Origin of the sequence: Nostoc sp. LEGE 12447 (genome assembly GCF_015206985.1) — a bacterium.
Taxonomy (GTDB): Bacteria; Cyanobacteriota; Cyanobacteriia; order Cyanobacteriales; family Nostocaceae; genus Nostoc.
Window position 1 is genome coordinate 16,411 of record NZ_JADEXT010000054.1, and the last position, 24,402, is coordinate 40,812.

Genomic DNA, 24,402 nt, shown 5'->3' on the forward strand with positions numbered 1-24,402 from the left:
TAGCTTCACCTTTGCAAGGTTACTAGAGCATCGGTAATTGCATCACAAATTAATAAAGACTTGATAAACAAATGTCAGTTTTCAGAAGTTTATAAAAAATTAGCTCAAGCTTATATCGCCTAGTGCAGTCGTTCTTGCTTTATTTCATAGGAAAATCTGCATATCTAATGCACGCTTAACCTATGCTGGGTAAGGCTTCACGGGCATCAGTCATTGTTGAGAATCTGCATAAAATTTAACCACCTATCAATCAGGGAGAAAGTAGTTTAATAACTCTACTGTATAAGAGTTACAGCCAATTTGGGGCTGTGCGGATTTAGATAACTTTGTAGGCAGCTATTTTCCCATCTTTTAGGATTACTATAATTGCTTTGTTAGCGTTTTGTGTCGTAGCTCTCAAACCCGTCCAAACATCTACAGGATGTACCCTTAATTCATAGTTTAAGCCTTTTATTAGCTCTTTTGCCTCTTCTATCGTTTTGCCTATTAATTTGTCAAAATTAAAATTATTCATTAGGACACCCTGATTAGTAACTTTAGTATTCCCAATTTATTTATGAAAATCTGACTATGAGAACCATGATTTTCATAGTCAGATTTTCATAAGTAAAAGGGTGGCACTGCGACCCTTTTACCTACCCTTTTGTTAGTTCCTCAAGTTCTGCAATCGCTTATATTCAGACGGCTCTCTACAAGCAAACTTTTTTCTGCAAAACTAACCCTATTCTTTTTCATAAGAGTTATTAAGTACAGTTAATATAAATTATTTTTCAGTAGTTTTACGATTACTGATACACGTAGTAAAAGGTATATTTTTATATACTGCAAAGCTTTTTGACAACATATTTCAAATATAGTCACTTGACTCGTACTCAATTGACATATTTGTTGTTTCATTAAGGAGAATCCATGAGAAAGCTATCTGACAGCAAAAGCTTTGCGGTTATCAGTGTTTCTATGCTAATCCTATCTTGTTACTTAGCTGTACTTGATAAAGCCTACATTGGAATGTTTGGAAACGCATCTTACATGGTTGCCAGCATCTATAAAACAGAGAATGAGAACTCCCAGCAGAAACGAGTACAAAAAAAAGCTGAAGAATAAGATTACGGGTAAATAGACACTGCAAAGGGCGTTTAAAGCGCTCTTTTTTTTGTGAATTTTTAATTCAGAGCAATATGCACATAAAAATTGGGTAGTACTGTGACTACCCATAAACCCTACATTAAAAATCTTTAACAAGTGCGATCGCAGTTGCGGAGATGGAATTACTTATCAGAAGGTGCCTTCTCGTGAGTTAGATTCTCATGAGTTAAATTCTGATAAGTAAATATTAAAAAATATCAAGCGACTGTACAGTTCACTACTAGAACGCTGACTATCAAAGACTCAATTCATCATCCTGCTCCTGCTGTTGCTGATTCTGTTGCCTTAACTGCTGCCCATAATCTCTTAGCAGCTGATTCCAATCACTGGCTTTAGATTTTTTGATTTGGGACTGTGGCATTAGTTCTAATACACGCTGTGCTGCCGCATCAGAGCTTTTATCGTTACCAAACGCCACCAGTATATTAGGAACTTTCTGCAATCGCTCAAGTGGTAAGCTCTTAATGTCATCAATAGCCATATAGACTGTTCGTTCGGGTGGAACATCGCCCCTGATTAGATATTCCAGCATGGCTCTTGAGATAGCATCGATGGGAGACTTGCACAGAATCGCTGTTGAGGTTTTATCGGTAGCCTTGCCCCCCAAGTGGAAGTAAAACCAGCTATCACTGCGCTTAGTACCCTTAGAGTAACCAAGAAATCTGTTGTTCTCTCCCCTAGTTCCTCGTAAGAATGCACCGTTACGTTGACCATCAAGATTCCGCATGACAAAAACAGCGTTTTGTTTGTCATCAGCGTAAACTAGCCCCTGGTTATGAAGCATTTGCACACAATCAGAGCGGATGCCCCGAAATTGAGTGAGGTAATGTTCAACGGCAGACCAGTTAGCTTTATCTTCAACGGGTGGGGTGAATTGGGGACGGGGTTCAGTCTGGATAATGTCAGCCGCCCTGTTCTTAACGTGAGCGATCGCTGCTCGTTCTACACCAGCTTCACCGAATCGCTCATCTAACCAGACAACCGCCTGCCGAAAATTGCACTGATTAACGTGCATCACCAAGTCAATTGCCCCACCTGAGCCTTTGGAGTGTTCGGGGGCAAAGTCGTAGAATTTGGAGCCATCTATATTAATGATGTGTCCGTGACCCCGCCACCGCTCACGCTCATAATTTAGCCCCAGTTCCCAAGCGACATCCTCTAAAGCCAAGTCGCGCAGTTGTTGGGTCTTCAACTCCAGCGTTCGTACAATTTCTTCTAGCCGTTGTCGTTCCTTCTCGCTGGCTCTTGCCCGTTGTTCTGCCCGTTCTAGCCGCTCTTGCATGAAAGCCCGGTCAGCCAGTTGGTGGTTGATGGCGTGGAATTGGTCATCATTCTGAATCCGGGCAACGTAATTTGTAGCGGATTCAAGCGGTTGGGGAGCTAGTTTCTTATTCGACCAGACTGCGGTGAGTGGTTCACTATTAACAGCTTGGTAATATTCCTTTACTTTGGTGTGGGTGGCTTTACTGCCCTTGACCCCTCGTTCAATGCCCAAAGGAGCAAGTGCAGCGGCATAGCTATCTTGGAGTTTCGATAACTTAATGCTGGCAGCGCGACCATTACCCCCAAACATTTCTTTGTGGCTTAACTGCTTGGTTTTCTCGTTGATCGGTACAACATAGGCATGAATGTGGGGAGTAGCTTCATCCAAATGCAATTCTGCCCTGACGCACTTATCACCATAGTTGTTGACTAGCCAACTGCGGGAAGCCTTAACAAAGTCCAACATTCGGGGATTATCCCATTCCCCCGCATTTGATGGATTATCGGGGCGAAAATATTCTGGGGATGCTGAAAGAAAAATGTCGCTACACAGCACGGCATCCTTGCGCGGTTTGTGTAAAGTTGTGTTGGCTATCTTGTTTTTCACCAAAACTTCAAGCGGTGAATCATCCTCCATGCCAATCAGCCGGATATTTTTTTTAGTGGTGTCGGCATTTGGGGTATCTTGTAAACGTGCGGTATGCTTCTCGCTGCCGCCAATGTTGCCGAAAGACTTGAGTTTTTCAACGCGCAGAATCGCTAAAGCCACCATTGTTTTTTTTCGGATTTTCCAAATGTGCCAATGGGGTACAAACTCCCCGCAGGGGCGAACGTAACTTCTGCGTCTTGAGCGAAGCGAAAGATGGGCGCAGCCCACCCGCAGGGCGCGGAAGTGTAGTGAGTACACCACCAACATGGTACACCGAAGCGAAATTCTGCGGCAACAGCACCCACTCCTGCTGCAAAGCGACCTCTTGGCACAAATCTAGAGCAACCCAGCACAAATATCGCGCAACTTGGCACAATTTGGTCAGCCAAAATCAGCATTTAGGGTCATGAGCCGAGGGGAATCATGAGTGCCAGATTGTGCTAAATTGGTGCAATATCTGCACTTAGATAGTGCCAATCTGCTCTAAATCTGCACCAAAATTAAATCATCGTTTTAACCAGCTATTTGCATGACTGACATTTACCTCAGCGTGGACGTTGGCGGGTCACAAACTAAGATAATTTATCAAGTGGATGACCAGACTAAACCAAATTATGTTCTGCTGCCACCAGCGATAGAAGAGATTACTAAGGATAAACTTAATTTTTTCATGGAACGCTTGGGCTGGATTGGTAGCCCTTCACCAGACCAACAACTGTGGGTTGAGTGGAATAACAGAGTGGTGGTGTTGGGTGAGTTCGCGGCTAACTTTGATCCGCTTGACCGGATTAAGGAACTCAAATATGAGAATGCCTTGTGGAAGGTACTGGGCGCTGTTGGTTTAATTGTTGAACTAAGCAACGTAAAGGTGACGGCGAAAAAACAAATTCACTTGGAGTTGGCGTTACTTCTGCCGTGGAATGAGTACAGCGATCGCCGCCGCTTTGAAGAACAGTTACGGGTGATGCTGGCTAATTTTACGGTACGCAAACAATATTTAAAGGTGAACTTAGAGCGTTTCTTGTGCCGTCCTGAAGGTGGGGGATTAGCAGCACTGCGAATCAAACAGCAGGGGGTAGATTGGTTACGCACTTCCCAACTGGCGGTATTGATGTTCGGTCACAGGAACACGACAGCACTTTATTTTGACCGGGGGCAACTGAAGCTGGGGGATAGTCCACTGCTGGGCTTTGCCAATATGTTGGATATCGTGCTGGATATGACGAGCGGTTTAGACCGAGAGCGTTTATCTTCGGCAATATTTGATGCACGCTACACGATTATTAATAAGGTATACAGCAAAGACCGTAATTGCTCGGCACGCCCTGATTGGATAACTTTTGACCGAATACAAGCCCTAGCAAGTGCGAAAGACCCCACTTTAAGACAAAAAGAAATTTCTCATATTGCTGATGCAATTAGAGTGGCAACAGCCCAATATTGGGATAATCTATTGCGGTGGATGGACAAAATATTACCCAGACCGTTGAACGAGGTAATCATCGGTGGGGGCGCTGCTTACCATGTAGAAGTTGAGTTGGAGAAGTATTTTAATTGTGCATGGCAACTCAAGAAAATAGATACGTATAGCAGTGTTTACGAGAGAACTGGTCAATACATCCCCAAAGACGACAAATTGCCAATGATACCAATGGTTTGGGGTAGCGGTTTTATAACTCAGGTGCAAGAAACTTTTAATTTAGATTCAGAACAAACGTATAGGTATAGTACGTCAGCGCGTCTGGTGGACTGCTTTGGGATGTTTGATTATTTGTTGGGGATGGAGACAAGTCAATGAACCAAAGCAAAAAGAAACGCAAGTCTCTGAGTTTGCGGCTTCAACCTTATGAGGGTGATGTTTTAGCAGAGGTGGTTGATTACTTGAACTCGTTGCCCAAGGATGAGGCACAGCGTAAGATGGCTGATATCTTGGTGGCTGCTTTCTTGCCAGTGGCGCGGTATTCGAGCGGTAATTTTACGCCAGAGCAGATCCGTTTTGCTTGTTGGGAAGCGCAGGACTCCTTGAATAAACACGGTAGTTATATGCGTTTGGCACTGTCGGTGGAACAACCGCAGTTTGTGGTGTCACAGCCAGCGTTGACTGCACCAGTTGTAGCGGTCAATGCCCCAAGTTACAAGAGTAATGTTTTATCCGAGCCTGAGCTTTCAGGGGAAGCGGCTGATTCAATCAGACCCGCTTCTATAGTTCAAGGTCAGGCTTCGTCTCAAGAATTAGATGCGATTTTTGGAGGAGATTGAGCGAACAATATCTGAACAATAGCCGCCGCAGTTGTAGCTGTTAACTGTGAGGCGGCTTTTGTAGTGCTTATGTAGTTTATTGGTATTAAATTTTGAGGGCTATTTTTTTCTTTTTCGGTTTTAACTCTCAAAAACTTTCCGCCAAATATGGCGTACTGTGCGTCAAAAAAAGATGGATTACAAAGTTTATGCGTTCTAAAGCGTGTTTAAAACTCGTTGGCAAATATGGGGATAAATCGGGTGACTTTTGGGATTTATTGGGATCTATGAAGCTAATGAGAATTTGGTGACTGGAAGATGTTGAAGAGGTAAAAAAATCAGGGATGAATTTGAATTTGCGTTCTGTAGGATTGGAATATATTGAGTTTAATTGGTGAGAATTGGTGAAAATCGGGAATTTTGGCGATTTTCGGTGTCATGCACAAAACAGCAAAATCAAAGCACAATTGTAATCTTTCACAAGATTTATTTACAAAGGCTGAAGGGATTACGGTATAGGCGTTTTAGCCTTTTAGGAAGAATTCTTAACAAGGGGTCAAAAACGGGGTAAATTTTTGTAGATTTAATGTTGAGTCTTGGTTCTCGTTCAAGCCGAATGCTCAACGTTCAATTTGTTTGTGATCAACTACGATAGTCAAGCGATCGCGCACCTTCTGGTCAACCTAATCCAAGATAAAATCAAGAGCGAAGAATTTTAATTGATGATGAGCCAGGGGTAAGGTATGGAAGCCAAAAGCGAAGTGACAATAAAATTTAGTGGCGAATTACCAACAGCCACACCTCTTCAGAATAAGAAAGTTGCAATCGAGTTGACTGATCAGAACGGCATAGTCTTCACTGCTCAAGTTAACGCCAAAAGCTTCTCGTTTGGCAGAAACTAGCGCTTTAGAATTTGCAGACTGGGCTGGGGCTGTATCGGGAAAGCTTGGCGTGCGAACAGAAAACGGGTTTGAGATCATTGACGCGGGAATTCAGCTTTTTGAAAAGAAAGCGAAGGAGGTAAAACCAGAGGTAGGGGCTGCTGTAGCTGAAGCTGGCGTTTCTTCATGACCACATACAACAAAACCCTACTCCTTCACTGGGATTGTCTTTGGTGTGGGGTTGTTGGGGGCTGGACAGGCTTAGTTTGAGGTATGAAGTTGACCGCTTCTCCCTGGTGCAATTCATGAATTCTCTGTAAAGAACATGAATTTTTTTCGGAACTTGCTACCATGTAAGCTGTATATCCCTACATACCGAACCACCTATACAGTAACCGGGGCATTGAATCTATGAAGCCCCATGTAAATTTATCGCGCTTTGCTGCTACTGCTCTCTTGTAAAAACTTGAGAGCAGTTTTGCATTCTCAATCAGTAACAGCGTAAGCTTTAGCTTTGGACTTTGCAGCATTGGCTAGTATTCTAGTTAGACACTGATGGTAGTAACAGGGGATGAAGTATGGGAGAAGCTAAACGCAGAAAACAGCTTTTGGGTGATGTCTACGGTTCACGAGTTAATTTAGAAAAATGCCCCATACCTTCAGAAATTAGCCTTGGATATGTGAGTGATGAAGCATTGACAACCACAAAATGTCAACTGCATAGAATGCCTGATGATTTTAAATCCACCTTTTTCATCGCCTTAACAAAAGCTCAAACTATAGTTGAGCCAGGAATTATTTTCTCTGAAGCTCTAAAGTTTTCCGGTGGAGTTGGTGTCGAAGTTACATTCCGCTCCGACATTGAAACTTTTATTAAATCCCGGTGTAATACTCCAGTTCTGGGCTTACGCCTGATACAAAAGCTCAAAAATATAGACTACAATACTCATCGAGTAATAGCTATCCTTGCTGGTTCTGATACTCCCATGCTTCCGATTAATGTCTATTCTGTTCAGCAAATTGAAACTCTGCTTAAGTACCTCAATGAAGACACCGAATTAATCCCAAATCTCTAGCAATAAGTAATTGAGTTAAGTAATTGAGTTAAGTAATTAAGTAACTGATTACTCTAGGTCAATTACCTCAAACGCTTGCTCTAGAAGGACTCGGAGAATTTCAGCTTTTTTTCTGCCAGTGCGGTTAGCTAGGTTAGTCAGTTTAGAGTGCATTTCTGGAGATAGATCCAAACTGACTCGAATGGGTCTTTCTCTTGGTGTAGATTCTTGAGTTAATTTACTTAATAAATCGCTTGACTGCAACTCTTGTTTTTTAGCCACACCAGTAGTTTTTTTATCTGGTTCGTCATCACCAAAAATGAACTTATCGGCGTTATCGTCTAACCTTTTTCGTTTAGCATTCATTTCAGTAACCCAAAAATCTCTTTGCACAATTGCTCAAATTCTTCAGCCGAATCTTTGGCTCCTTTCATTTCCCAGATAGTTGCTTCCTGGGTAAAACAATCGGCAATTGCTTGCTTATTGTGGATTACAGTTTTCAGCAACTTAACATCGGGAATTTTACTAAGTAGGGATAATGCCTCCTCTTTGAGCCTCGTTCCTTTAGATGCGCGAGAGAGAAATACTGCTGGCTTTGGTAGCCCACCCGATATTTTCTGTGCCGACTTGATTAACCGTATTGCTTCCGAAGCCGAATGTAGATCCAGTCCAGTCGGTTGAACCGGAGTTACCGAAACATCTGACAAGCACAAAATTGCTCTAGTGGATTCTGTGGTATTTGGCGCACCGTCCACAACTACAAACTGAAATTCTTCGGCAAGCTCTGGTAATTTTTCAATTAATTCGTTAGCGTCAGTAATCTTCGATGTCGGGATTTGACTAGACAGCAGGGACATCCATGTTGCTCCACTGCTTTGCGGATCTGCATCAACAAAGTGTATTTTCTTGCGCTTGCGGTGCAGCCAAGATGCGAAATGAACTGCCCCTACTGTTTTTCCGCAACCTCCCTTCTGATTGCAAAACGAAATAATGGGCATTTACTTAACTCAATTACTTAACTGAGATAAGTATAATCCCAGCAATGAAAGATGTCACTGTGAAAGTAATGAATGCAGTTGATTATTCACTTGCTCTCAAATCAGCAGCCTCCTTCAAGATAGAAAAGGCTGCTGATAATTTACTTAATTACTTAACTTAGTTGAGTAAAATGATAAAAATCAGGTTTGTGGCATTCCCAAAATGGGAAAGTTATTCTCAACCTTATTGACAAGCTCATTATCCTAAAAGCTGCTGGAATCCATCTAGATTACCTTGAGCAAGTAACTGCATGATGCTGGCATCAAATGCCCGTTTAAATTCTGGGTCAGATGCGTAACGTTTATACAAGTCGAGTTCGCGTTTGCGCTCTCTGTTGATAGCTTGTTTAATTAATTCTTCTAAAGCGAGGCGGCGATTTTGTTCGTCAGGGTTGTTGACGACTTGATTTTGGTAATAGGGGTTGTCAATTACGTGTCTAGCTATATTAATGAATTTTACCCGTTGTTCTTGTGGAGTAGCATCCCAGCCTGTAAAAAATCGATTATTAAAGGCGGATATGATTTCATCAAGGGGGTCTCTTTGCGGTGCATCGTCATGGTAGCCGCGTAAATTGGAGTTTTGCGGGTCAATTTCAGATTCCGAAGCATCGAGTTCAATGGTGTGATTTAATTTAACTCGCTCTATGCCATAGGTAGATAAGTCTACACTTTCCAGGAGTTCATCAAGTTGGTCTTGGTCGGGGTTTTTAACTGCAAGTTTGGGAATAAGGAATTTGAGGAACCAGTGCAGCATTTCCCACTGGATGTTGTTATAAGGAATGATACAGGCTACTTGACTGTAGATTTTAACGAATTGTTTTGCTTTGATTTTAAAGTCGATTTTTGCTTCGTCTTCGAGTCCTAATTCTGCATTGAAACGAGTTGCGGCGGTGTCAATGAGAGGACTAAGTTGTTCAGCTTCGGCTTTGTTGAAAAATAATTCGTTGAATTGCTCGACTTCATACCATTCGTAAACACCCACATCATCTAAAACTTCTTTGAGATCGTGGAGGACATTGACATCGGTGGGTTCGCTCAGGGATGTGGCAGTATAAAAGGGGTCGAAAGCGATTTTGATGTCGCTAACGGTGTTGTAAAAATCGAGAACGAAGGTATCTTGTTTACCCATCTTATCGTTGCAACGATTGAGGCGAGATAGGGTTTGCACTGCCAGCACCGACTGCAATTTTTTATCAACATACATACTGTGTAGCACGGGTTCGTCAAACCCAATAAGGAATTTATTTGCAACCACCAAAATTTTGTAATCGTCTTTTTTAAATTGGTCGGAAATATCTTTGCTGGGGAAGCCGTTGATGATGTCTTCGGTATATTCAATGCCGTCTACTGTTTTTTTACCAGAGAAGGCGATGATTGCTTTAAAAGGTGCGTTCGCCTGTCTTAACAGTTCGCGGATGGCAAAGAAGTAGCGAATGGTGGTTTCAATGTTGCGGGTAACGACCATCGCTTTGGCCTTGCCCTTGAGCTTTTTGGGTGTCCATACCTGTCCGATAAAATGAGTAACCATAATATCGGCTTTAGTGCCAATGGTTTGTTTATGTCCTTCCACATAAGCCCGGAGTTTTTTCTGGGCTTTGGCAGTGTCAAAGATGGGATTATCTAAGATAGATTTTTGAATTTCGTAATAGCTTTTGTAAGTGGTGTAATTGGCGAGTACGTCAAGAATAAAGCCTTCTTCGATCGCTTGTTTCATCGAGTAGAGGTGAAACGGCACAAATTTACCGTCTGCCATACGCCGACCAAATTTTTCTAAAGTTGCGTTTTTGGGTGTGGCAGTAAAAGCAAAGTAGGAAGCATTTTTACCAACTTTGCGCCCTGACATTGCTTTGAGAATTTTGTCTTGTAAATCTTCGGGTTCTTCATCATCCTCTTCTTTAGCGAGAGTCATATTCAAGTTATCAGCAGCCTTCCCACTTTGTGATGAGTGAGCCTCATCGATAATTACAGCAAAAGTACTACTGCTCAAATCCTCAATGCCATCAACGATAAAGGGGAATTTTTGAATTGTAGTAATAATAATTTTTTTACCGTTCTCTAGAGCAGCTTTTAATTCTTGGGCATTGGTGGCATGGGCAACGATGTTTTTTACTTGAGAGAAATCTTTAATATTATCTTTGAGTTGTCTGTCAAGAATGCGTCTATCTGTGACAACCACAACCGAATCAAACAGGGGACTATCTGCACCTTTGGCGTAGAGTTCGATTAACTGATATGCCGTCCAGGTGATGGAATTAGATTTACCCGAACCTGCGGAATGCTGAATTAAATAAGTCTGTCCTGTGCCCCGTGTTCGGGCATCGGTAAGGAGTTGACGAACGACATCAAGCTGGTGATAACGGGGGAAATAAAGGTTTTTTTGAGCAAGGGGTATTTTGGTATCGCCGGGGATGAGAATGGCAAAGTGTTCAATAATGTTGGTGAAACTTTGGCGGGTGAGAATAGATTCCCACAAGTATGCAGATTTGTGCCCATTGGGGTTGGCTGGGTTGCCCTTGCCAAAATTAAAACCTTTGTTGAAAGGTAGAAAGTAAGTTTTCTCATGGTCTAATTTTGTGGTCATCCACACTTCATCGGTATCAACAGCAAAGTAGACTAGACAACGACTAAATTGCAGCAGTGGTTCTTGGGGATTACGGTCTTCTCGGTATTGTTTTTTGGCGTGGTAAACAGTTTGACCCGTCCAGGGGTTTTTCAATTCCATCGTGGCGATCGCTAAACCATTCAGAAATAGCACAATATCAATGGATAACCCTGCATCGCTTTCAGAGTAATGTACTTGGCAGGTAATCGAAAAGATATTTTTTTCAAAGTTCTCTAAAACAGCCGGATTTGTATCGTTGTAGGGGAGGCTGTAAAGCAAGGTCAGGTGAGCATCATCGATGGATAATCCTTTTTTAAGAACAGAGAGGATACCATCTTTTTTGATTTTACGATCGCAACGTTCCAGAATTAGCCGTTGCCAGTTGGGACGGTCTTTGAGTTTGGCCAGTTCTTCCGCCTGGGTGGTTTCTAAGAAGCGCCAGAACTTCTCTCGGTCAATAGCAAACTCCCGGTCAAAATCTGCGGGGTTTCCTTCTTGGTAGCCAGCGTGTTCAACGAGTGCAGTTTTGATACAGTTTTCCAGTGCTTGCTCGTTGGTTTTGCTGACCATAGGAAATTAGTTAAATTTTATACTAGTATTTCTCCTATGATAGTTCTTTGTAGCCGAGTGTGCTATGTATCTAAGCGATCGCAAATTCAGTGAGTGCGCGTTTACTAGGGTGATGGAAGCCTAAAATAATATCGGCTTTGGGGATACCTGCTGCCAACAGATCATCAACAATCCCCAAGCCGTTTTAGTAGAAGTTTCTGCTTATACTTTAATTTTGCCAGTAACTGTCTGAGCTATAATTTGACTTTTATATTCATTTAGGGTAGTTAAATGATTATTAATTACCTCAAAAGTATAATTAAATTGTTCTTGTAGCTTTCTTACATAATTAAGAATTTCCATCTGCTCATCAATATTTGGAAAGGCAATAATTAAATCAGCTATTGTGCTTGTATTTAATCCACTCAAAACAGCACCACGTCGATTAAAAAAAATCATGCTATTGACATAGTAAGCCTCATGGAGAAGCAAAGCTAAAAAGTCAGGAACAATGATAGACTTATTAACTCTAATACGGATTGTATCAGAGTCAATAACTCCTTCATCCACGTCTGAACCAATCAATCTACAGTTGCCAATACTGCCTTTTCTTGTAGTAACTATATCTCCAGGCTTTACTACATACTTTTTGAGTGATTTGAATTTTTGCGGACTCAACCATCTACTAACATTTGAAAAATCTCCACTAATTGTGTTCTGCTGTCCATATAATTTGTATGGTGTTGGTTGTTCTGAAATATCAATCAACATTGAACCAAATGGGCCCATCTGTATTCCGTTAAAGTTCTCAAATAAATATTTAATCCTACTAATTCTCCAAGTTGCAGGAATCTCCCCAATCCACTCAACACCACTATCCCGCATGGGTGCTTTAGGGTTTAACCCTTTGGTGACAGCTTGATTTATGAGAATGGTTTTTTGCTCTTGCAGTAGTTTGATGAGACGCTGTTTTTTGGCGATCGCTTCATCAATTTCGGCAGTAGTGCGCTCTAGAAAAGTAACGATTCGTTGTTGTTCTTCTCTAGGTGGTAGAAGTGTTAAAACTTGTCCAAAATCTTCTGTATATATGCGCCATCGTGAAGGTACAACTCCTTTAGAACGACGCGCAAATTCAGCTAAATAAATGGAGGTTTTGTACAGATATCCCAAGTATTTTGAGTTGTGGTTCTGCAATTGTCGATAAACACAATACGCAGGACTTACAATTCCTATGTATTCAGAAATACCTAAGCTACCCATCCAAGCAAGCATGATATTAACAACTAAATCATTTGGTTCGCATCGCTTGTAATCTATCAGGCTTTCACTTCTAGAATCTTCATCACGGGGAATAATACCTGAGTATTGAGAAACTGAGAGTAACTGTTCATCTCCACTCACGGAACGCTCTTCAAGTTCTCTCCAAAGATATTTTGCCTTTCGCAACTTCCAATGACTTGGAATTTCTCCTATCCACTCAACCCCACTATCCTTATAACTTTCATACTTGGGGAAAGTCATTACTTTACCTCCCCCAAACTTACTAACTGCTGCAATTGCAAAATATTCACCATCACCAATCTAAGCCACACCATAATCTGTATACTGCCGTTTATAAGCAGGTTGCAAACCCAAAACAATATCCTCTCGTGGTACACCCATTGCTACCAACTCCTCAGCCGGATTTTGGTCAGTTAAATTTTGTTGTAGCCAGATTTTTTCTTCCTTAACATCAAAATGAATAATACAGCGATAAACACGCTTTAACCCTTCCCACCCCACATTCATCCACTGATAATGGTCGCGCTTTTCATCAAAAATTAGCTGGACTTCCACTTCATCAAGAGCCACATCTTCGTTAGCATAACGAGTTAACAAACTTTGCACGCACTCCCGATACTTGGCTAATTTATCCATTGCACAATTACCTCCTGTACAGGTTCATAGACAATTAATAAAAGCTGATACCGTTGTCTAGCTGCTTGTGTAAATTCAAACTGAAAAAACGTCTCGTAAATATCTAAAGGAACAGCTAAATACAATAAGCGGTCGGGTTCAGTTGCTTCTAATGCTAATCTATAGCTTAAAAACTGACCTAAAGCTGCATAAAAATCAGTCACAGCCGAAGGATTGAGAAAACTTTTAATTTCTACAGCTATTTTCTCGCCTTGTCGCTCTGCTGCTAAAACTCGTTCTGCTCCTAAATCAATTTGAAAGTTTACGTTACCATATTTAAATTTTAACGGGTCGGCTGTAATCACCCATTGTTCTTTTTGGAGAGCTTTTTTGACGTTTTCATGGAAGATATCTCTAGCAGACATCAGTTTATCCCCCCAAAACTCACCAACCGTTTTAACAACCCTTCCGTCTCACGTTCCAATTGCAAAATCTCCGCCGTCACTTCCTCTAAAGTTCTCAACGGCTTGTGCTGATAAAAATACTTATTAAAACTAATTTCATAGCCAATCTGCGTTTTATCTAAAGCTATCCAAGCATCAGCCACATGGGGACGCACTTCCCGCACAAAGTAATCATGTATTTGTTCTTTCAACGGTACATTTTCTGTATCCCGCAACTCACTATCCGACTCATACTCTACCCATTCCCCCGCTTTCTTCCCAGTCCAATAACCATAATCAGGTAAGTTATCCTCAGTGGTTCCCAACTCCGTCAACAAATCACTCAGTTGATTACCTTTTAACTTGTGTAGCTTCTTCACCACCCTTTCGGCGTTCTCATCTCGCCAACTTACAGCATTGCAGATTTGGTTCCTCTCACTGGCAGAAAGTTTAATATCCAGCTTTTTCAAAGCCACATCCAACGCCGCCGAAAAGTTATTAAAATCCATCCATAAATCTTGCCCCATCTCGGCGGCGAGTTTTTCACCTACTTGCATCAAATCCCGTTGTCCGTTCCAAGTCTTCGCAGTAAATAGCGATGTCTTTACTTTAGGTGATAGATTAATTTCCTCACTTTCGATGTAATCTTCAATTGCTTGCTTGCAATCCGCCAGCTTAGTGTAAATCTCATCATCCCATTTTTCGTAAGCCCATTCCATTACCTCCCGCAACCCAGGCACATAGCGCAACCTTTCGATTCGCCCCAGAGTAAATTGAGCCGCCAGCCGTAAAGGGCGTTCCACGGTAATTTTGTAAAAACCAAAGTCTTTGTTGTCAAACACTTTAGAAATACCTTGATTCGGCATTTCTAAATAAAGCTGGGTGATTTTTTCAATATGCTCAGTTGCAAACTCGCAATTCTTCGCTCCCAAATTCTTGCGTAATTTTTGATAAAGTTCTGACGCATCAATCAATTGCACCTTGCCCTTTCTTTCTGGTACTTTCTTGTTAGACAGAACCCAAATATATGTTGTAATCCCCGTGTTATAAAATAAATTATTCGGCAACTGAATAATGGCTTCTAACCAGTCATTTTCAATAATGTAGCGGCGAATATTACTTTCCCCACTACCTGCATCCCCGGTAAACAGCGAAGAACCATTGTGAACTGAAGCAATGCGGCTGCCCAAAGGACTCTCATCTAGCCGCTTCATCTTGCTGACCATATCCATCAAAAACAGCAATTGCCCATCGGAAGAACGGGGAATCGCCGGAACTACTTCTAATTCACCTTTAAAATTTTTTAGTAACACCTCGAAGCGACCGTCTAAAACATCCTTGCCATCGAGAATGTATTTTTGGTCTGACTTGTACGACTTCCCATAGGGCGGATTCGACAACATAAAATCAAACCGCAGACTGCTAAATTCATCTGTTGCTAGTGTCGAACCAAACTTGATGTTCTCCGGGTCATTGCCCTTAATCATCATGTCCGACTTGCAAATCGCGTAGGTTTCGCCGTTCACTTCTTTGCCATAGAGATAAACCGCCGCCTGCGATTTAATTTCCCCTTCGGAAACGGTAATAAAATCCTGGGATTCCGTCAGCATTCCTCCAGAACCGCAAGCCCCGTCATACACCGTAATTACTGGTGGTAGTTTATCCTTGACTGGGATAAACAACAGATGAGTCATTAATTTAATAACTTCGCGGGGGGTGAAATGTTCACCGGCTTCTTCGTTATTTTCTTCGTTAAACTTGCGGATTAATTCTTCAAATACATAACCCATTCCCAGGTTACTCAGTCCTGGTAGTTTTCGCCCATCCGGGTCTAGGGTATCGTGGGGACTCAGGTTGATATAAGGTGAGGTAAATTTCTCCAGCACATCCAACAACACATCCGCCTGCACTAAGCGCCGGATTTGGTTGCGTAGCTCAAATTTCTCGATAATTTCTTTAACGTTGTCGCTAAAGCCATCTAGGTAAGCCTTGAAATTCGCTTCTAAAATTTGGCGATTATTAGAAGCAGTCTTGACCAATTTCTTTAATGTCCAATCAGAGGTATTGTAAAACACATAGCCTGATGCTTCCCGCAAGCCGATGGAGTCAAGCACCGTAAACTCCGCCTCCTCGCGCTGAAACCGCACCTCTTCCAGCACTGCATCTTTCGTTTCTTCCAGCAAACAATCCAGCCGCCGCAGGACAAACATCGGCAGAATTACATCCCGGTACTTACCCCGCACATATACATCCCGCAGACAATCATCAGCGATTGACCAAATAAAAGAAACGTTTTTGTTTTGCAGTGATAAATCCATCTAAAAAGTAACCGGGGCGTATAGCTTGTGACCATCATTCATGGTATTACTTTCTACCCCTTTTGGCTAAAGCATCTTTCCCGTGTCGTTGAGCGAGAACGGTAATCTTGTGCTGGTTGCTCTGTGCCAGTTGTAACTAATTTGGAAGGAATGGGAATACTGACTTAAGAGTGAGATAAACACAATACTTAAATAAGGTATAGATACACGCAATGGATTGGTTGCCAGAGAGTCTGCTTGAAATGCACTTTCATCGGGCGATTGTTAAACAGTATGAAAAACGATTTGGTGCGAAATTTCTTAGACTATTAAAACCTTCTCCTCAAAAAGAGGCATGGGTTGGTTTTGACCAAGGTTGGACACAATCTGATTTGTCCGAGCAGGATTTATTTATGCAACTCCGTTCTGCTATCTCAGACGGTAGCTCGAAATTATCTAAATTCTATTTTGGAGAGTTTTTACAATTCAAAGTTGTAGAAGTAATAACTCGAAGGAGTAAAAATCTTCCTCACGGGTTTACAACACCATACTATCGTTCAGCCTTGTCACTAAAGCCGAATAAATCGACTAATAAATCTCAACATGAAACTTTATGTCGATTGAGTCAGATAAAAGGTGCAAAAGTTTACTATGCCTGTCCCATGATTTTTGATCAGGATATATTATGGAAAAATCCAAATCTAAATTTATTACGGTTTGTAGATGTGACAACAGCGCCAAAAGGTTGGCTCACAAATGAATCACATCACATTGTTTTTCAAAATCCAAACACCCGACAAATAATGTGGTGCAGCGACCCAGTTCCAGGCTCGGCATTTTCTTTTGAAGAGCATTTGGAACTTGAGAATCAACTATCCCCGTTAAGTGGTGAGCAAACAATATCGTTGATTAATCGTACATCTGAAGCCTTAAGAATTGAAAATCAAGAGGAATTCTTTCAACGCGGATTATTTGATGATGTCAGAAGAATTGAAAATCAAGTGGAATTCTTTCAACCCGGATTATTTGATGATGTCACTCGCCGAGAATCAATTGTCACTCGCTATTTGCCAGAATCAATGTCCCTTTATGAATTTGAGGATTCGATTACTTAATCATCCTATATATCTCTTGTGGCGTTAAACATTTCTGCGCTCGCCCTGGTACATAATTGGAGCAATGCCTGCGGCAACCCGTTCGGTGTATGTAAGCGCAAGCTCACAGTTCTCTCCCGTTTCTAAATTCTAATTCCCAAATCTCTAGTAATAAGTAATTGAGTTAAGTAATTGAGTAACTTATTCCTCTAACTCAATTTGCTCAAACGCTTGCTCTACTGTGCCTAAACCAGTGCGCTGAAACATTCATGGCATTCTCCAATTCTGCCGCCGCCGCCCGCTTCACCAATAGTCTAGCAACCACTTCAATCCAACCCATCCATCAATAATTCAGACATCTCCAGTTGATCGCGATTGCGGTTATCGTCATAAATTTGGAGCGTATTTAATTTAGCGTGTCTGCTGAGTTTTTGAGCTTTGCGGACATTACCATCAGTCTTTTCAAGTACAGCTGTGATAGCACTGTGGCGGCAGCGGTGCGGACTCATGTGCTTTTCAACACCAGATCGTTTAAACAAACGTTTGACTATTTTATAAATGCCATCCCCGGTTAACCTGTGACCAGAATTTTGGAAGTCAACCGAGGTAAACAATGGGCGGGACAAAGACATATCCCCACCACGGGCAATCACCCAATCAGTAATCGCTATCACAGTGACTTTTGGCAGATTGATTGTCACTCGTACTTGCTTGCCCTTACCCAAAATTGATAGCGTCCCTCTAGATGCGTCAAAATGTCTTACATCTAAGGTGCTAATCTCATTTCGCCTCAGAGCATTGCCCCACAGTAGCAGCAGCAAAGCATAGTCCCGTTTCCCCGCTAAAGTCGAGCGATCGCACCCCTTAATGACTGTCAAAAATTCCTCGCCTGTACAACCGCTAGTGTCGCGGTATGACTGCACTGGGATGCTGTCCACATCCACAGCATAGTTGCAAACTCCCAGCTTTCGTCCAAAAGCAACCAAAGATTTAATTGCAGCTAGTCGGCGGTTAATCGTGTTCGGTGCTAGTCCAGATTCATTGAGTATGGATCTATATTTAGTCACTACCAGCGTTGCTTTGTGACCGTCCAGGTGTAAAAACTCCAAAATAGAATCCCGGTTAGGGCGCTGGCCCGTCATGCGAGTGAAAAAATCGTTGATATCTTTGCGGTAAGCTTTACGGGTTCCCTCGCTGTTCTTGGATTTCAGCAATTCTTCCAAAACATCGGGGTCAGAGTCAATGGAGCCAGCAAAGTATGCCTCAATTTTCGCACTGAGGGCATTTTCCAATTTTTGGACTACAACTAACTCGACGGATTCCATATCTTGGCTCATGACTCCCCCCGGCTACGTATCTCGACTCTTGGTCATAATAAGGGGAAAGGGGAAGGGGGAAGGGTTAAAGGAATGGAAAAGAAAAAGATTGAAACTTTTGAGGATTTGAGAGTATGGCAAAAAGGTATTGAACTGGTTAAGCAAATATACTTAATAAGTAACACAGGAAACCTGAGCAGGGACTTTGGTTTGCGGGATCAATTAAGACGGGCTTCAGTATCAATTCCTACAAATATTGCTGAAGGCTTTGAAAGAGCTTCTCGCAAGGAGTACCTGAATTTTCTCAATATTGCTAAGGGTTCTGCTGGAGAAGTTCGTAGTCTTCTAAGAGTCGCCTTAGAAGTAGGTTATTTAGACAACCAAACTTACAGTCAGCTTTATACCCAAGCAATGGAGTTGAGCCGGATGCTGTCTAACCAAATTCAAGCCATAAATCAATCCTCCAAACCATAAAACCAAAACCTTTCCCCCTTCCCCTTTCACCTTTACCCCGAAGAACGAAGTTCTGCTACGGTATCGAGAATGGCAGTTTCCAATACCACAACCATTATCTAGCACTCTTGGTCACAGTGAAGGGGTTTTTCTCTGGTTGCGGCTCCCTAATTTGTCTACACTCTCTTCTATACCCTTGATAGAAAATCGTTGCTATCAGCGATATCAAAATGCTTCAACCACTTGGTATCAGAAGAGTTCGTCTTCTTTCAGGAGAAAGAGGTAGGAAGACACTAATAATTTATTAGTCAAACCAATCCGCGATCACTTGCGATCGCCCACAAGTCGTTTAAAGGTAGTTTGACGACATAGAAGTGAAACAGGCTCACAGTCAAGATTAGGAGCTATCCCGACATCTCCTCAAAGGCAGAAGATATAAAGAATTGAGGTATTTGGTAACTCGTGTGAAAGGATGCGATCGTTTGTCTATACAATGCTTAATTTTTACACTCGATTGGAGTTTCAGGTGGTAAGCCCAGTGTTTTACGAAATTCTGGGTCGTAGCACGCTTGCTGCCAATTTTGGGCAGCTTTAACTTGCTCAGGTGTTAGGTTTTTGGCATTACTGAGATTGGTGCATTCTTCGTCATATTCAGAAATTGCTCTGCAACCCAAATTAGCACCATTGAGTTTGGCACCATTGAGGTTGGCACCATTGAGGTTGGTACCCTTGAGGATGGCACTTTCAAGGTTGGCACCCTTGAGGTTGGCACCCTTGAGGTTGGCAAGGCTGAGGTAGACACCAAAGAGGTTGGCACCCTTGAGGTTGGCGCTTTCGAGGTTGGCACCATTGAGGTTGGCACCATTGAAGTAGGCACCATTGAGGTTGGCACCATTGAAGTAGGCACCATTGAGGATGGCACCATTGAGTGGAATATTATTAAGGGAAACACCAAGCTTGACCAATTCTTGAAGTGCGAGGATTCGTGCAGGACTAACTGTCTGTCCCTTAGCCTGCTCAACAGTATTCCGCAACTGACTAATTTTGAATTCTCTGGGGAGAGTAAATCCTAAAAATACAGCTAAAGCGACTAACGGAATAAAACCAAAACTAATTAGCCTTAAGCGATTATTTCGCCTATACCTGATGCTTTGTTGAATAAACTCAGTAGCTAAACTCGATAATGTTAAGTTTGCAGATTCTTTTTTCTGAAATGCCTGAGCTTCATTTAGTTGTTTTCCTTGCAGTAAATAATCCGGCGACTTTTTATTACCTCCCCATTCATTAGCTAAACGTTCGATTCGGTTCTTCTGTATAATTTGGCTGCGATTTTCATCAATCCAACTTTGTAATAACTGCCAGTGCTGAATCAACGCTTCATGGGCAACTTCTACAGTTTCTTGCCCATCAACACTACGACTTGTGACAACCAATCGCGCATCTGCTAAATCTTGCACCAATGACCAATTCTCTTCACCTAATTCGGCTTTCGTTGCTACCCTGCGGGTATCTTCAGTACCTTCACCAGGGCGGACTAATTGCATAAAAATTTTACTTACTTGTTGCTGTTGAGTAACATTTAAATTCTTGTAAATTGTATCTGCGTGACTAGCTAAAGCACCTTGCACTTCACCAATTGCCTCATAAGCTGCATGAGTCAATTGCTTATCGGTGCGTTTCTCCCATAACAAAGTTAAAGCAAACTCCAATAAAGGTAAATTCCCAGGTTCGGACTCTACATCATCTAAAATGCGTTCTATCAGCCCATCTTGGAATGTTACTCCCAACTTTAGCGCAGGCTTTACAATTACTTCTGATAATTCAGAGCGATTCATTGACCTGATCAGCTTGATGTCAGCTTTCAACCGATCCGCAAATTCTGGATATGAGAGCGCGTAACTTAAAAAATCCACCCGCATAGTTGCAACAAATACTGTCGATAGCGATTTGCTGGTGGGAGATTGAATAATAGTTAGCAGAGAATCCAAAAAATGACTGCGGGTTTTTTCATCATTGCATAAGGTATATAACTCTTCAAACTGATCAGCAATCAGTAACACACGATGGTGAGGATGGTTTTGCTGAATTTTGGCAATGACATCAACAAGAAGAACATCGCCATTGCAGAAGTAATTAGCCAACTTGCGTGTTTGGGCTATCCGATCCGTATCATCCAAATCAGGCGTGTAGAGTGGAACTAATGCTTCAGCCAAACCGTAGAAAGGGTTAGAGCCAGGGCGAAAGTGAGTAAACTTCCAATGACCTTCTTGTTGCAGTTTCGGTACTAATCCTGCTAACACAACAGAAGATTTACCGCTTCCTGATGCACCCAGCACAGGAATAAAATTACGGGTTTTAGTTGCCTCAAACAGTTCTTCTATAAAAACTTCTCTGCCAAAAAAGTATTCCGCATCATCTGGACTAAAGTGATATAAACCGCGATAGGGGCATGGAAGTTCTTCATCAGTAAAAGCATCTGACGTAGGTTTTACAAAAGCTACCCGAATATCTTCATGGTAATAATAATTGGTGATGTGGATATTCTGGGTATTGTGATTACCTTGAACTACTGAATTGCTGTCACCTAGAACAGCTTTATTATCTTCCCCTTGAACTACGCGGTTTTGATGACCCTGCACCACATTTTGAGATGTAGGACTATCAGCTTGCTTTAAATTTGCATCAAGCTGTTGTGGTTCTAAGTTCTCAGGCGGCTGACTCATAAATGTGTTCTACAATAACGTTCCCCTTGTAAAAGGGTTATATCTTCCTAATTCCGTTTGAACTCCATTTGGGCAAAGTGGTCTTGCAGCAGTTTGTGGATAAATCGGTAACGACCACCAACACGCTGGAGGAATAATCGCTCGGTGCAGTAGTCGAGGAAACGGGCGTAGTTCCAGGGGATGTAGCCGTTGAAGTAGAGTATGAGGCGTAGGGTGAAGTGTTTAATAACGGGTGTTCCACTTCTAGGTATCCCCATTAATAATCCGAAAAATAATCCAGATATTAAGCTAAAAATTAAAGCTTCATTTAAAGTTAAAGTTTTAAAAGCTCCATCTGAAAAATATTTTAAAGTTTCATTTAAAGTATTATTAGTTGTTATAATTAGTTGAATCAAAAAGATTAATGTTGTAGAAGTTAAAAAAAACAAGACTGATAAATTTACTGTATTTTTAGCAGATTGCCAAATCCCTTGGTTAGGAATAGTTTTATTTTCTATTTCTAGACTATGAAATCCTACAATCAGCCCTACAATCAGCCCTACAATCAGCCCAAGAATTAATCCAAAAATTAGCCCGAAAATCAGATATCCAATCAGGTTTTCAATCAGCCCTTCAGTCAGCCCTGCAATCAGCCCAAGAATTAATCCAAAAATTAATCCAAAAATTAATCCAAAAATTAGCCCATTTTTTAAATTATGATAAGAAAATTTTATAATTTCAATTGCTTCAATTTTATCTCCAATCACCCCAAAAATCAGTCCTCCAATCAGTCCAAAAATCAGTCCTCCAATCAGTCCGTAAATCAGCCCTTCAATCAGCCCGTAAATCAGCCCTTCAGTCAGCTCTGCAATCAGCCCTCCAATCAGTCCGTAAATCAGCCATTTTCTAATAGTTTTATTTAAAAAGCTATTAGACCTAATTAAACCTTTATTTTCAAGACTATACTCTATTATCTCACCAAATAAACCATTTATAAGCCCTCCCATCAGCCCCGAAATCAGCCCCGAAATTAACCATTCAATAAACCCTAAATTCAGACCTTGAAGCAGCCCTCCAATCAGTCCGTAAATCAGCATTTGTATAACTCCCCAGACAATCAAATTATAAATAATTATGAGAATTTTAGTTTTTAACAAACTAGGCTGCATTTCTTCAATCAAGAACTCCGTTTGAGCTTCTCTTTGCATTTGTTTGCCTAACCAAACAAGCCACATTCGCGTTTTTCTAGCATTAGGAGTTTTAGTTTTGTTTTTAAAATATACCTTACTGTTAATATCTCGTGTTAACATCCGCCCTATATAGGCATCTAGTAAATACTGAAGACGTTCTGCTGTAGAAGTCAAATGCTGCCATTGTTCAAAAGATATTTCTTGAGATGCTAGAACAGTAATACTAAGTAGTAAGGGGGTTTTAACTAATTCTAGTAAGTTGATATCATTACTAATGCTTGACCACAATTCAATAGATTTAATATTTCTTAGATAAGCATAGATTTGATTATCGGTTAAAGGTTGTAAGTAAATAGCACCGTCAAGTTGCAATTGAGTGGAGTAGCTACTATATTCTTCAATCCGACTACAAACGACTAGAAAAAGTGGTCTATTCTCGCCCGTTAAAAACTGATTAATTTCATGGACACAAAGTTCTTGGCGCTGTGGTTCCAGTTCATCTAAACCATCCAACATTGGCAGCAGTTGGTGATTGACTACCCATTCTTTAGCAAGTTGGTTTGAAACACCGTATTTAGATTTGAGTTCATTTACTAGCCAATCAGTTAGAGATTGGCGGTCATCTTTCCACGAGGACAAGTTGAATAAAACAGGAACGGGATAATCAGGCTGTTCTTCCGCACGTTTGACTAAAGCTTGTGCCAGTTCTAATTGTGTGGTTGTCTTGCCTGCCCCTGGCGTACCTAAAATTAATAGTTTACCTGCAATTTCTTCTGACTCAAAAACTGACAAAATAGTTGTAGTATTTGGAAGAGGTTCAACAGGCTTTAAGCCAATTTTTATCTCTGCATCCCAAGGGCGTTTAACCTGCTGGGGTTGCGACTGTTTACCTAAATTAATCAGCACCGCATTGTGTAGAGATTGCCTTAACCGTGCTGTAACTTCTTCCTTGACTGCGGCTAATAGTACCCGTTCATTCTTTGGTCGTGCAGGGTTGCCTACTGGAGCTACTGCTTGCTGACCAAGAATTAACTCCTTGATGACAAACATCAAGTTGTTACTACCTTGAACTACTGTATTATTGTCACCTAAAACAGATTGGTTCTCATTACCTTGAACTACACGGTTTTGATTCCCCTGCACTACATTTTGAGATGCAGAACCATCAGCCGGCTGCGTTAAATTTGCATCAGGCTGTTGTGGTTCCAAGTTCTCAGGTGGCTGCTGACTCATAATTCAGTTCTACAATCCCAACAGGTGAGAACCAGCCGCAACACCTAACCAAGTTGCAACTTTTACAATAATCGGCTTGGCTATTGTCCAGACTTTCTGACCAGCTTCCACGCCCTTACTTGTTTTTTCAAGTGTTTCTGCCACAGTTCCCAAACGCTCTAATGCTCGTTGCTTATTTGGTTCTTCTTTATCTGTTGCTTTCTTAGCTGCACTCAAGTCTTCAATTACTTCTTCTTTAGTGTCGGCTGGGAGTTCTGCGCCTTGAATTAAAGCTTCTAATTGTGCCAGTAACTTGACAACATCCTCTTTAGTGAGCGATTCAGTGGCATCTGCACCAACTTGATTTTGTTGCGTTACT

At 41.5% G+C, this 24,402-nt stretch carries 21 protein-coding genes and 2 pseudogenes; 8 read left to right on the plus strand and 15 right to left on the minus strand.

Going from position 1 to position 24,402, the window contains the following annotated elements:
• Positions 1-316 precede the first annotated feature (316 nt).
• Positions 317-514, minus strand: coding sequence for a hypothetical protein (locus tag IQ274_RS31575; RefSeq protein WP_194144607.1), 198 nt, complete (start codon positions 512-514; stop codon positions 317-319).
• Between the two features lie 395 nt (positions 515-909).
• On the opposite strand from IQ274_RS31575, the gene IQ274_RS31580 reads away from it, so the two are divergent.
• A complete protein-coding gene (locus IQ274_RS31580) occupies positions 910-1,104 on the plus strand; it encodes a hypothetical protein (protein ID WP_194144608.1) in 195 nt (64 codons plus the stop codon).
• 277 nt (positions 1,105-1,381) lie between these two features.
• Here IQ274_RS31580 and mobV read toward each other — a convergent pair whose 3' ends face one another.
• Both mobV and IQ274_RS31590 read right to left on the minus strand, forming a co-directional pair.
• A complete protein-coding gene (gene mobV, locus IQ274_RS31585; RefSeq protein WP_194144609.1) occupies positions 1,382-3,181 on the minus strand; it encodes a MobV family relaxase in 1,800 nt (599 codons plus the stop codon).
• Entirely contained in the window at positions 3,169-3,447 is a 279-nt protein-coding gene (locus IQ274_RS31590) for a hypothetical protein (protein WP_194144610.1), read from the minus strand. Before IQ274_RS31590 ends, mobV begins: the two co-directional genes overlap by 13 nt.
• Before the next feature lie 140 nt (positions 3,448-3,587).
• On the opposite strand from IQ274_RS31590, the gene IQ274_RS31595 reads away from it, so the two are divergent.
• From IQ274_RS31595 to IQ274_RS31610, 5 genes are all read left to right on the plus strand, one after another.
• Positions 3,588-4,856, plus strand: a complete 1,269-nt coding sequence (locus IQ274_RS31595; RefSeq protein WP_194144611.1) for a ParM/StbA family protein — start codon at positions 3,588-3,590, stop codon at positions 4,854-4,856.
• Positions 4,853-5,317, plus strand: coding sequence for a hypothetical protein (locus tag IQ274_RS31600; RefSeq protein WP_194144612.1), 465 nt, complete (start codon positions 4,853-4,855; stop codon positions 5,315-5,317). Before IQ274_RS31595 ends, IQ274_RS31600 begins: the two co-directional genes overlap by 4 nt.
• Positions 5,318-6,039: 722 nt before the next feature.
• The gene (locus tag IQ274_RS36960; protein ID WP_228058496.1) at positions 6,040-6,198 is read left to right on the plus strand and encodes a hypothetical protein; all 159 of its coding nucleotides are present in this window, start codon (positions 6,040-6,042) and stop codon (positions 6,196-6,198) included.
• A complete protein-coding gene (locus IQ274_RS36965) occupies positions 6,185-6,367 on the plus strand; it encodes a hypothetical protein (protein ID WP_228058497.1) in 183 nt (60 codons plus the stop codon). Before IQ274_RS36960 ends, IQ274_RS36965 begins: the two co-directional genes overlap by 14 nt.
• Before the next feature lie 388 nt (positions 6,368-6,755).
• Entirely contained in the window at positions 6,756-7,253 is a 498-nt protein-coding gene (locus IQ274_RS31610) for a hypothetical protein (RefSeq protein ID WP_194144613.1), read from the plus strand.
• 48 nt (positions 7,254-7,301) lie between these two features.
• On the opposite strand, the gene IQ274_RS31615 is transcribed toward IQ274_RS31610, so the two are convergent.
• The 8 genes and pseudogenes from IQ274_RS31615 to IQ274_RS31650 form a co-directional block, all read right to left on the minus strand.
• Positions 7,302-7,598, minus strand: a complete 297-nt coding sequence (locus IQ274_RS31615) for a hypothetical protein (RefSeq protein ID WP_194144614.1) — start codon at positions 7,596-7,598, stop codon at positions 7,302-7,304.
• Positions 7,595-8,230: an AAA family ATPase gene (locus IQ274_RS31620; RefSeq protein WP_190938018.1), complete on the minus strand. Its 636-nt coding sequence runs from the start codon at positions 8,228-8,230 to the stop codon at positions 7,595-7,597. The genes IQ274_RS31615 and IQ274_RS31620 overlap by 4 nt, the downstream gene beginning before the upstream one ends.
• Positions 8,231-8,468: 238 nt before the next feature.
• Positions 8,469-11,441 carry a type I restriction endonuclease subunit R gene (locus IQ274_RS31625; RefSeq protein WP_194144615.1) on the minus strand — a complete coding sequence of 991 codons (2,973 nt, stop codon included), beginning with the start codon at positions 11,439-11,441 and terminating at the stop codon, positions 8,469-8,471.
• Between the two features lie 70 nt (positions 11,442-11,511).
• Positions 11,512-11,619, minus strand: a pseudogene (locus IQ274_RS31630) (element excision factor XisI family protein); the annotation flags it as partial.
• 23 nt (positions 11,620-11,642) lie between these two features.
• Positions 11,643-12,941 carry a restriction endonuclease subunit S gene (locus IQ274_RS31635; RefSeq protein WP_194144616.1) on the minus strand — a complete coding sequence of 433 codons (1,299 nt, stop codon included), beginning with the start codon at positions 12,939-12,941 and terminating at the stop codon, positions 11,643-11,645.
• Positions 12,942-13,001: 60 nt separating this feature from the next.
• Positions 13,002-13,337: a XisI protein gene (locus tag IQ274_RS31640; protein ID WP_194144617.1), complete on the minus strand. Its 336-nt coding sequence runs from the start codon at positions 13,335-13,337 to the stop codon at positions 13,002-13,004.
• On the minus strand, positions 13,325-13,741 hold the full coding sequence (locus IQ274_RS31645; protein ID WP_194144618.1) for a XisH family protein: 417 nt from the start codon (positions 13,739-13,741) through the stop codon (positions 13,325-13,327). Before IQ274_RS31645 ends, IQ274_RS31640 begins: the two co-directional genes overlap by 13 nt.
• Positions 13,741-16,077, minus strand: coding sequence for a type I restriction-modification system subunit M (locus tag IQ274_RS31650; protein ID WP_194144619.1), 2,337 nt, complete (start codon positions 16,075-16,077; stop codon positions 13,741-13,743). The genes IQ274_RS31645 and IQ274_RS31650 overlap by 1 nt, the downstream gene beginning before the upstream one ends.
• A gap of 212 nt (positions 16,078-16,289) precedes the next feature.
• On the opposite strand from IQ274_RS31650, the gene IQ274_RS31655 reads away from it, so the two are divergent.
• Positions 16,290-17,171 (plus strand): hypothetical protein, encoded by an 882-nt coding sequence (locus IQ274_RS31655; RefSeq protein WP_194144620.1) that lies wholly within the window; start codon positions 16,290-16,292, stop codon positions 17,169-17,171.
• 305 nt (positions 17,172-17,476) lie between these two features.
• On the opposite strand, the gene IQ274_RS31660 is transcribed toward IQ274_RS31655, so the two are convergent.
• A complete protein-coding gene (locus tag IQ274_RS31660) occupies positions 17,477-18,487 on the minus strand; it encodes a tyrosine-type recombinase/integrase (RefSeq protein WP_194144621.1) in 1,011 nt (336 codons plus the stop codon).
• A gap of 72 nt (positions 18,488-18,559) precedes the next feature.
• Between IQ274_RS31660 and IQ274_RS31665 the strand changes: the two genes are divergently transcribed.
• Complete coding sequence (locus IQ274_RS31665) at positions 18,560-18,940, plus strand: four helix bundle protein (protein ID WP_194144622.1); 381 nt, start codon at positions 18,560-18,562, stop codon at positions 18,938-18,940.
• A 476-nt stretch (positions 18,941-19,416) separates the two neighbouring features.
• Here the strand turns inward: IQ274_RS31665 and IQ274_RS31670 are convergent, their stop codons facing one another.
• The 3 genes and pseudogenes from IQ274_RS31670 to IQ274_RS31680 all read right to left on the minus strand — a co-directional run.
• Positions 19,417-21,642: a pentapeptide repeat-containing protein gene (locus tag IQ274_RS31670; RefSeq protein ID WP_194144623.1), complete on the minus strand. Its 2,226-nt coding sequence runs from the start codon at positions 21,640-21,642 to the stop codon at positions 19,417-19,419.
• A 47-nt stretch (positions 21,643-21,689) separates the two neighbouring features.
• Positions 21,690-24,044, minus strand: a complete 2,355-nt coding sequence (locus IQ274_RS37590) for an NACHT domain-containing protein (protein ID WP_265578591.1) — start codon at positions 24,042-24,044, stop codon at positions 21,690-21,692.
• A 9-nt stretch (positions 24,045-24,053) separates the two neighbouring features.
• Positions 24,054-24,402: pseudogene (locus IQ274_RS31680) on the minus strand (hypothetical protein); the annotation flags it as partial.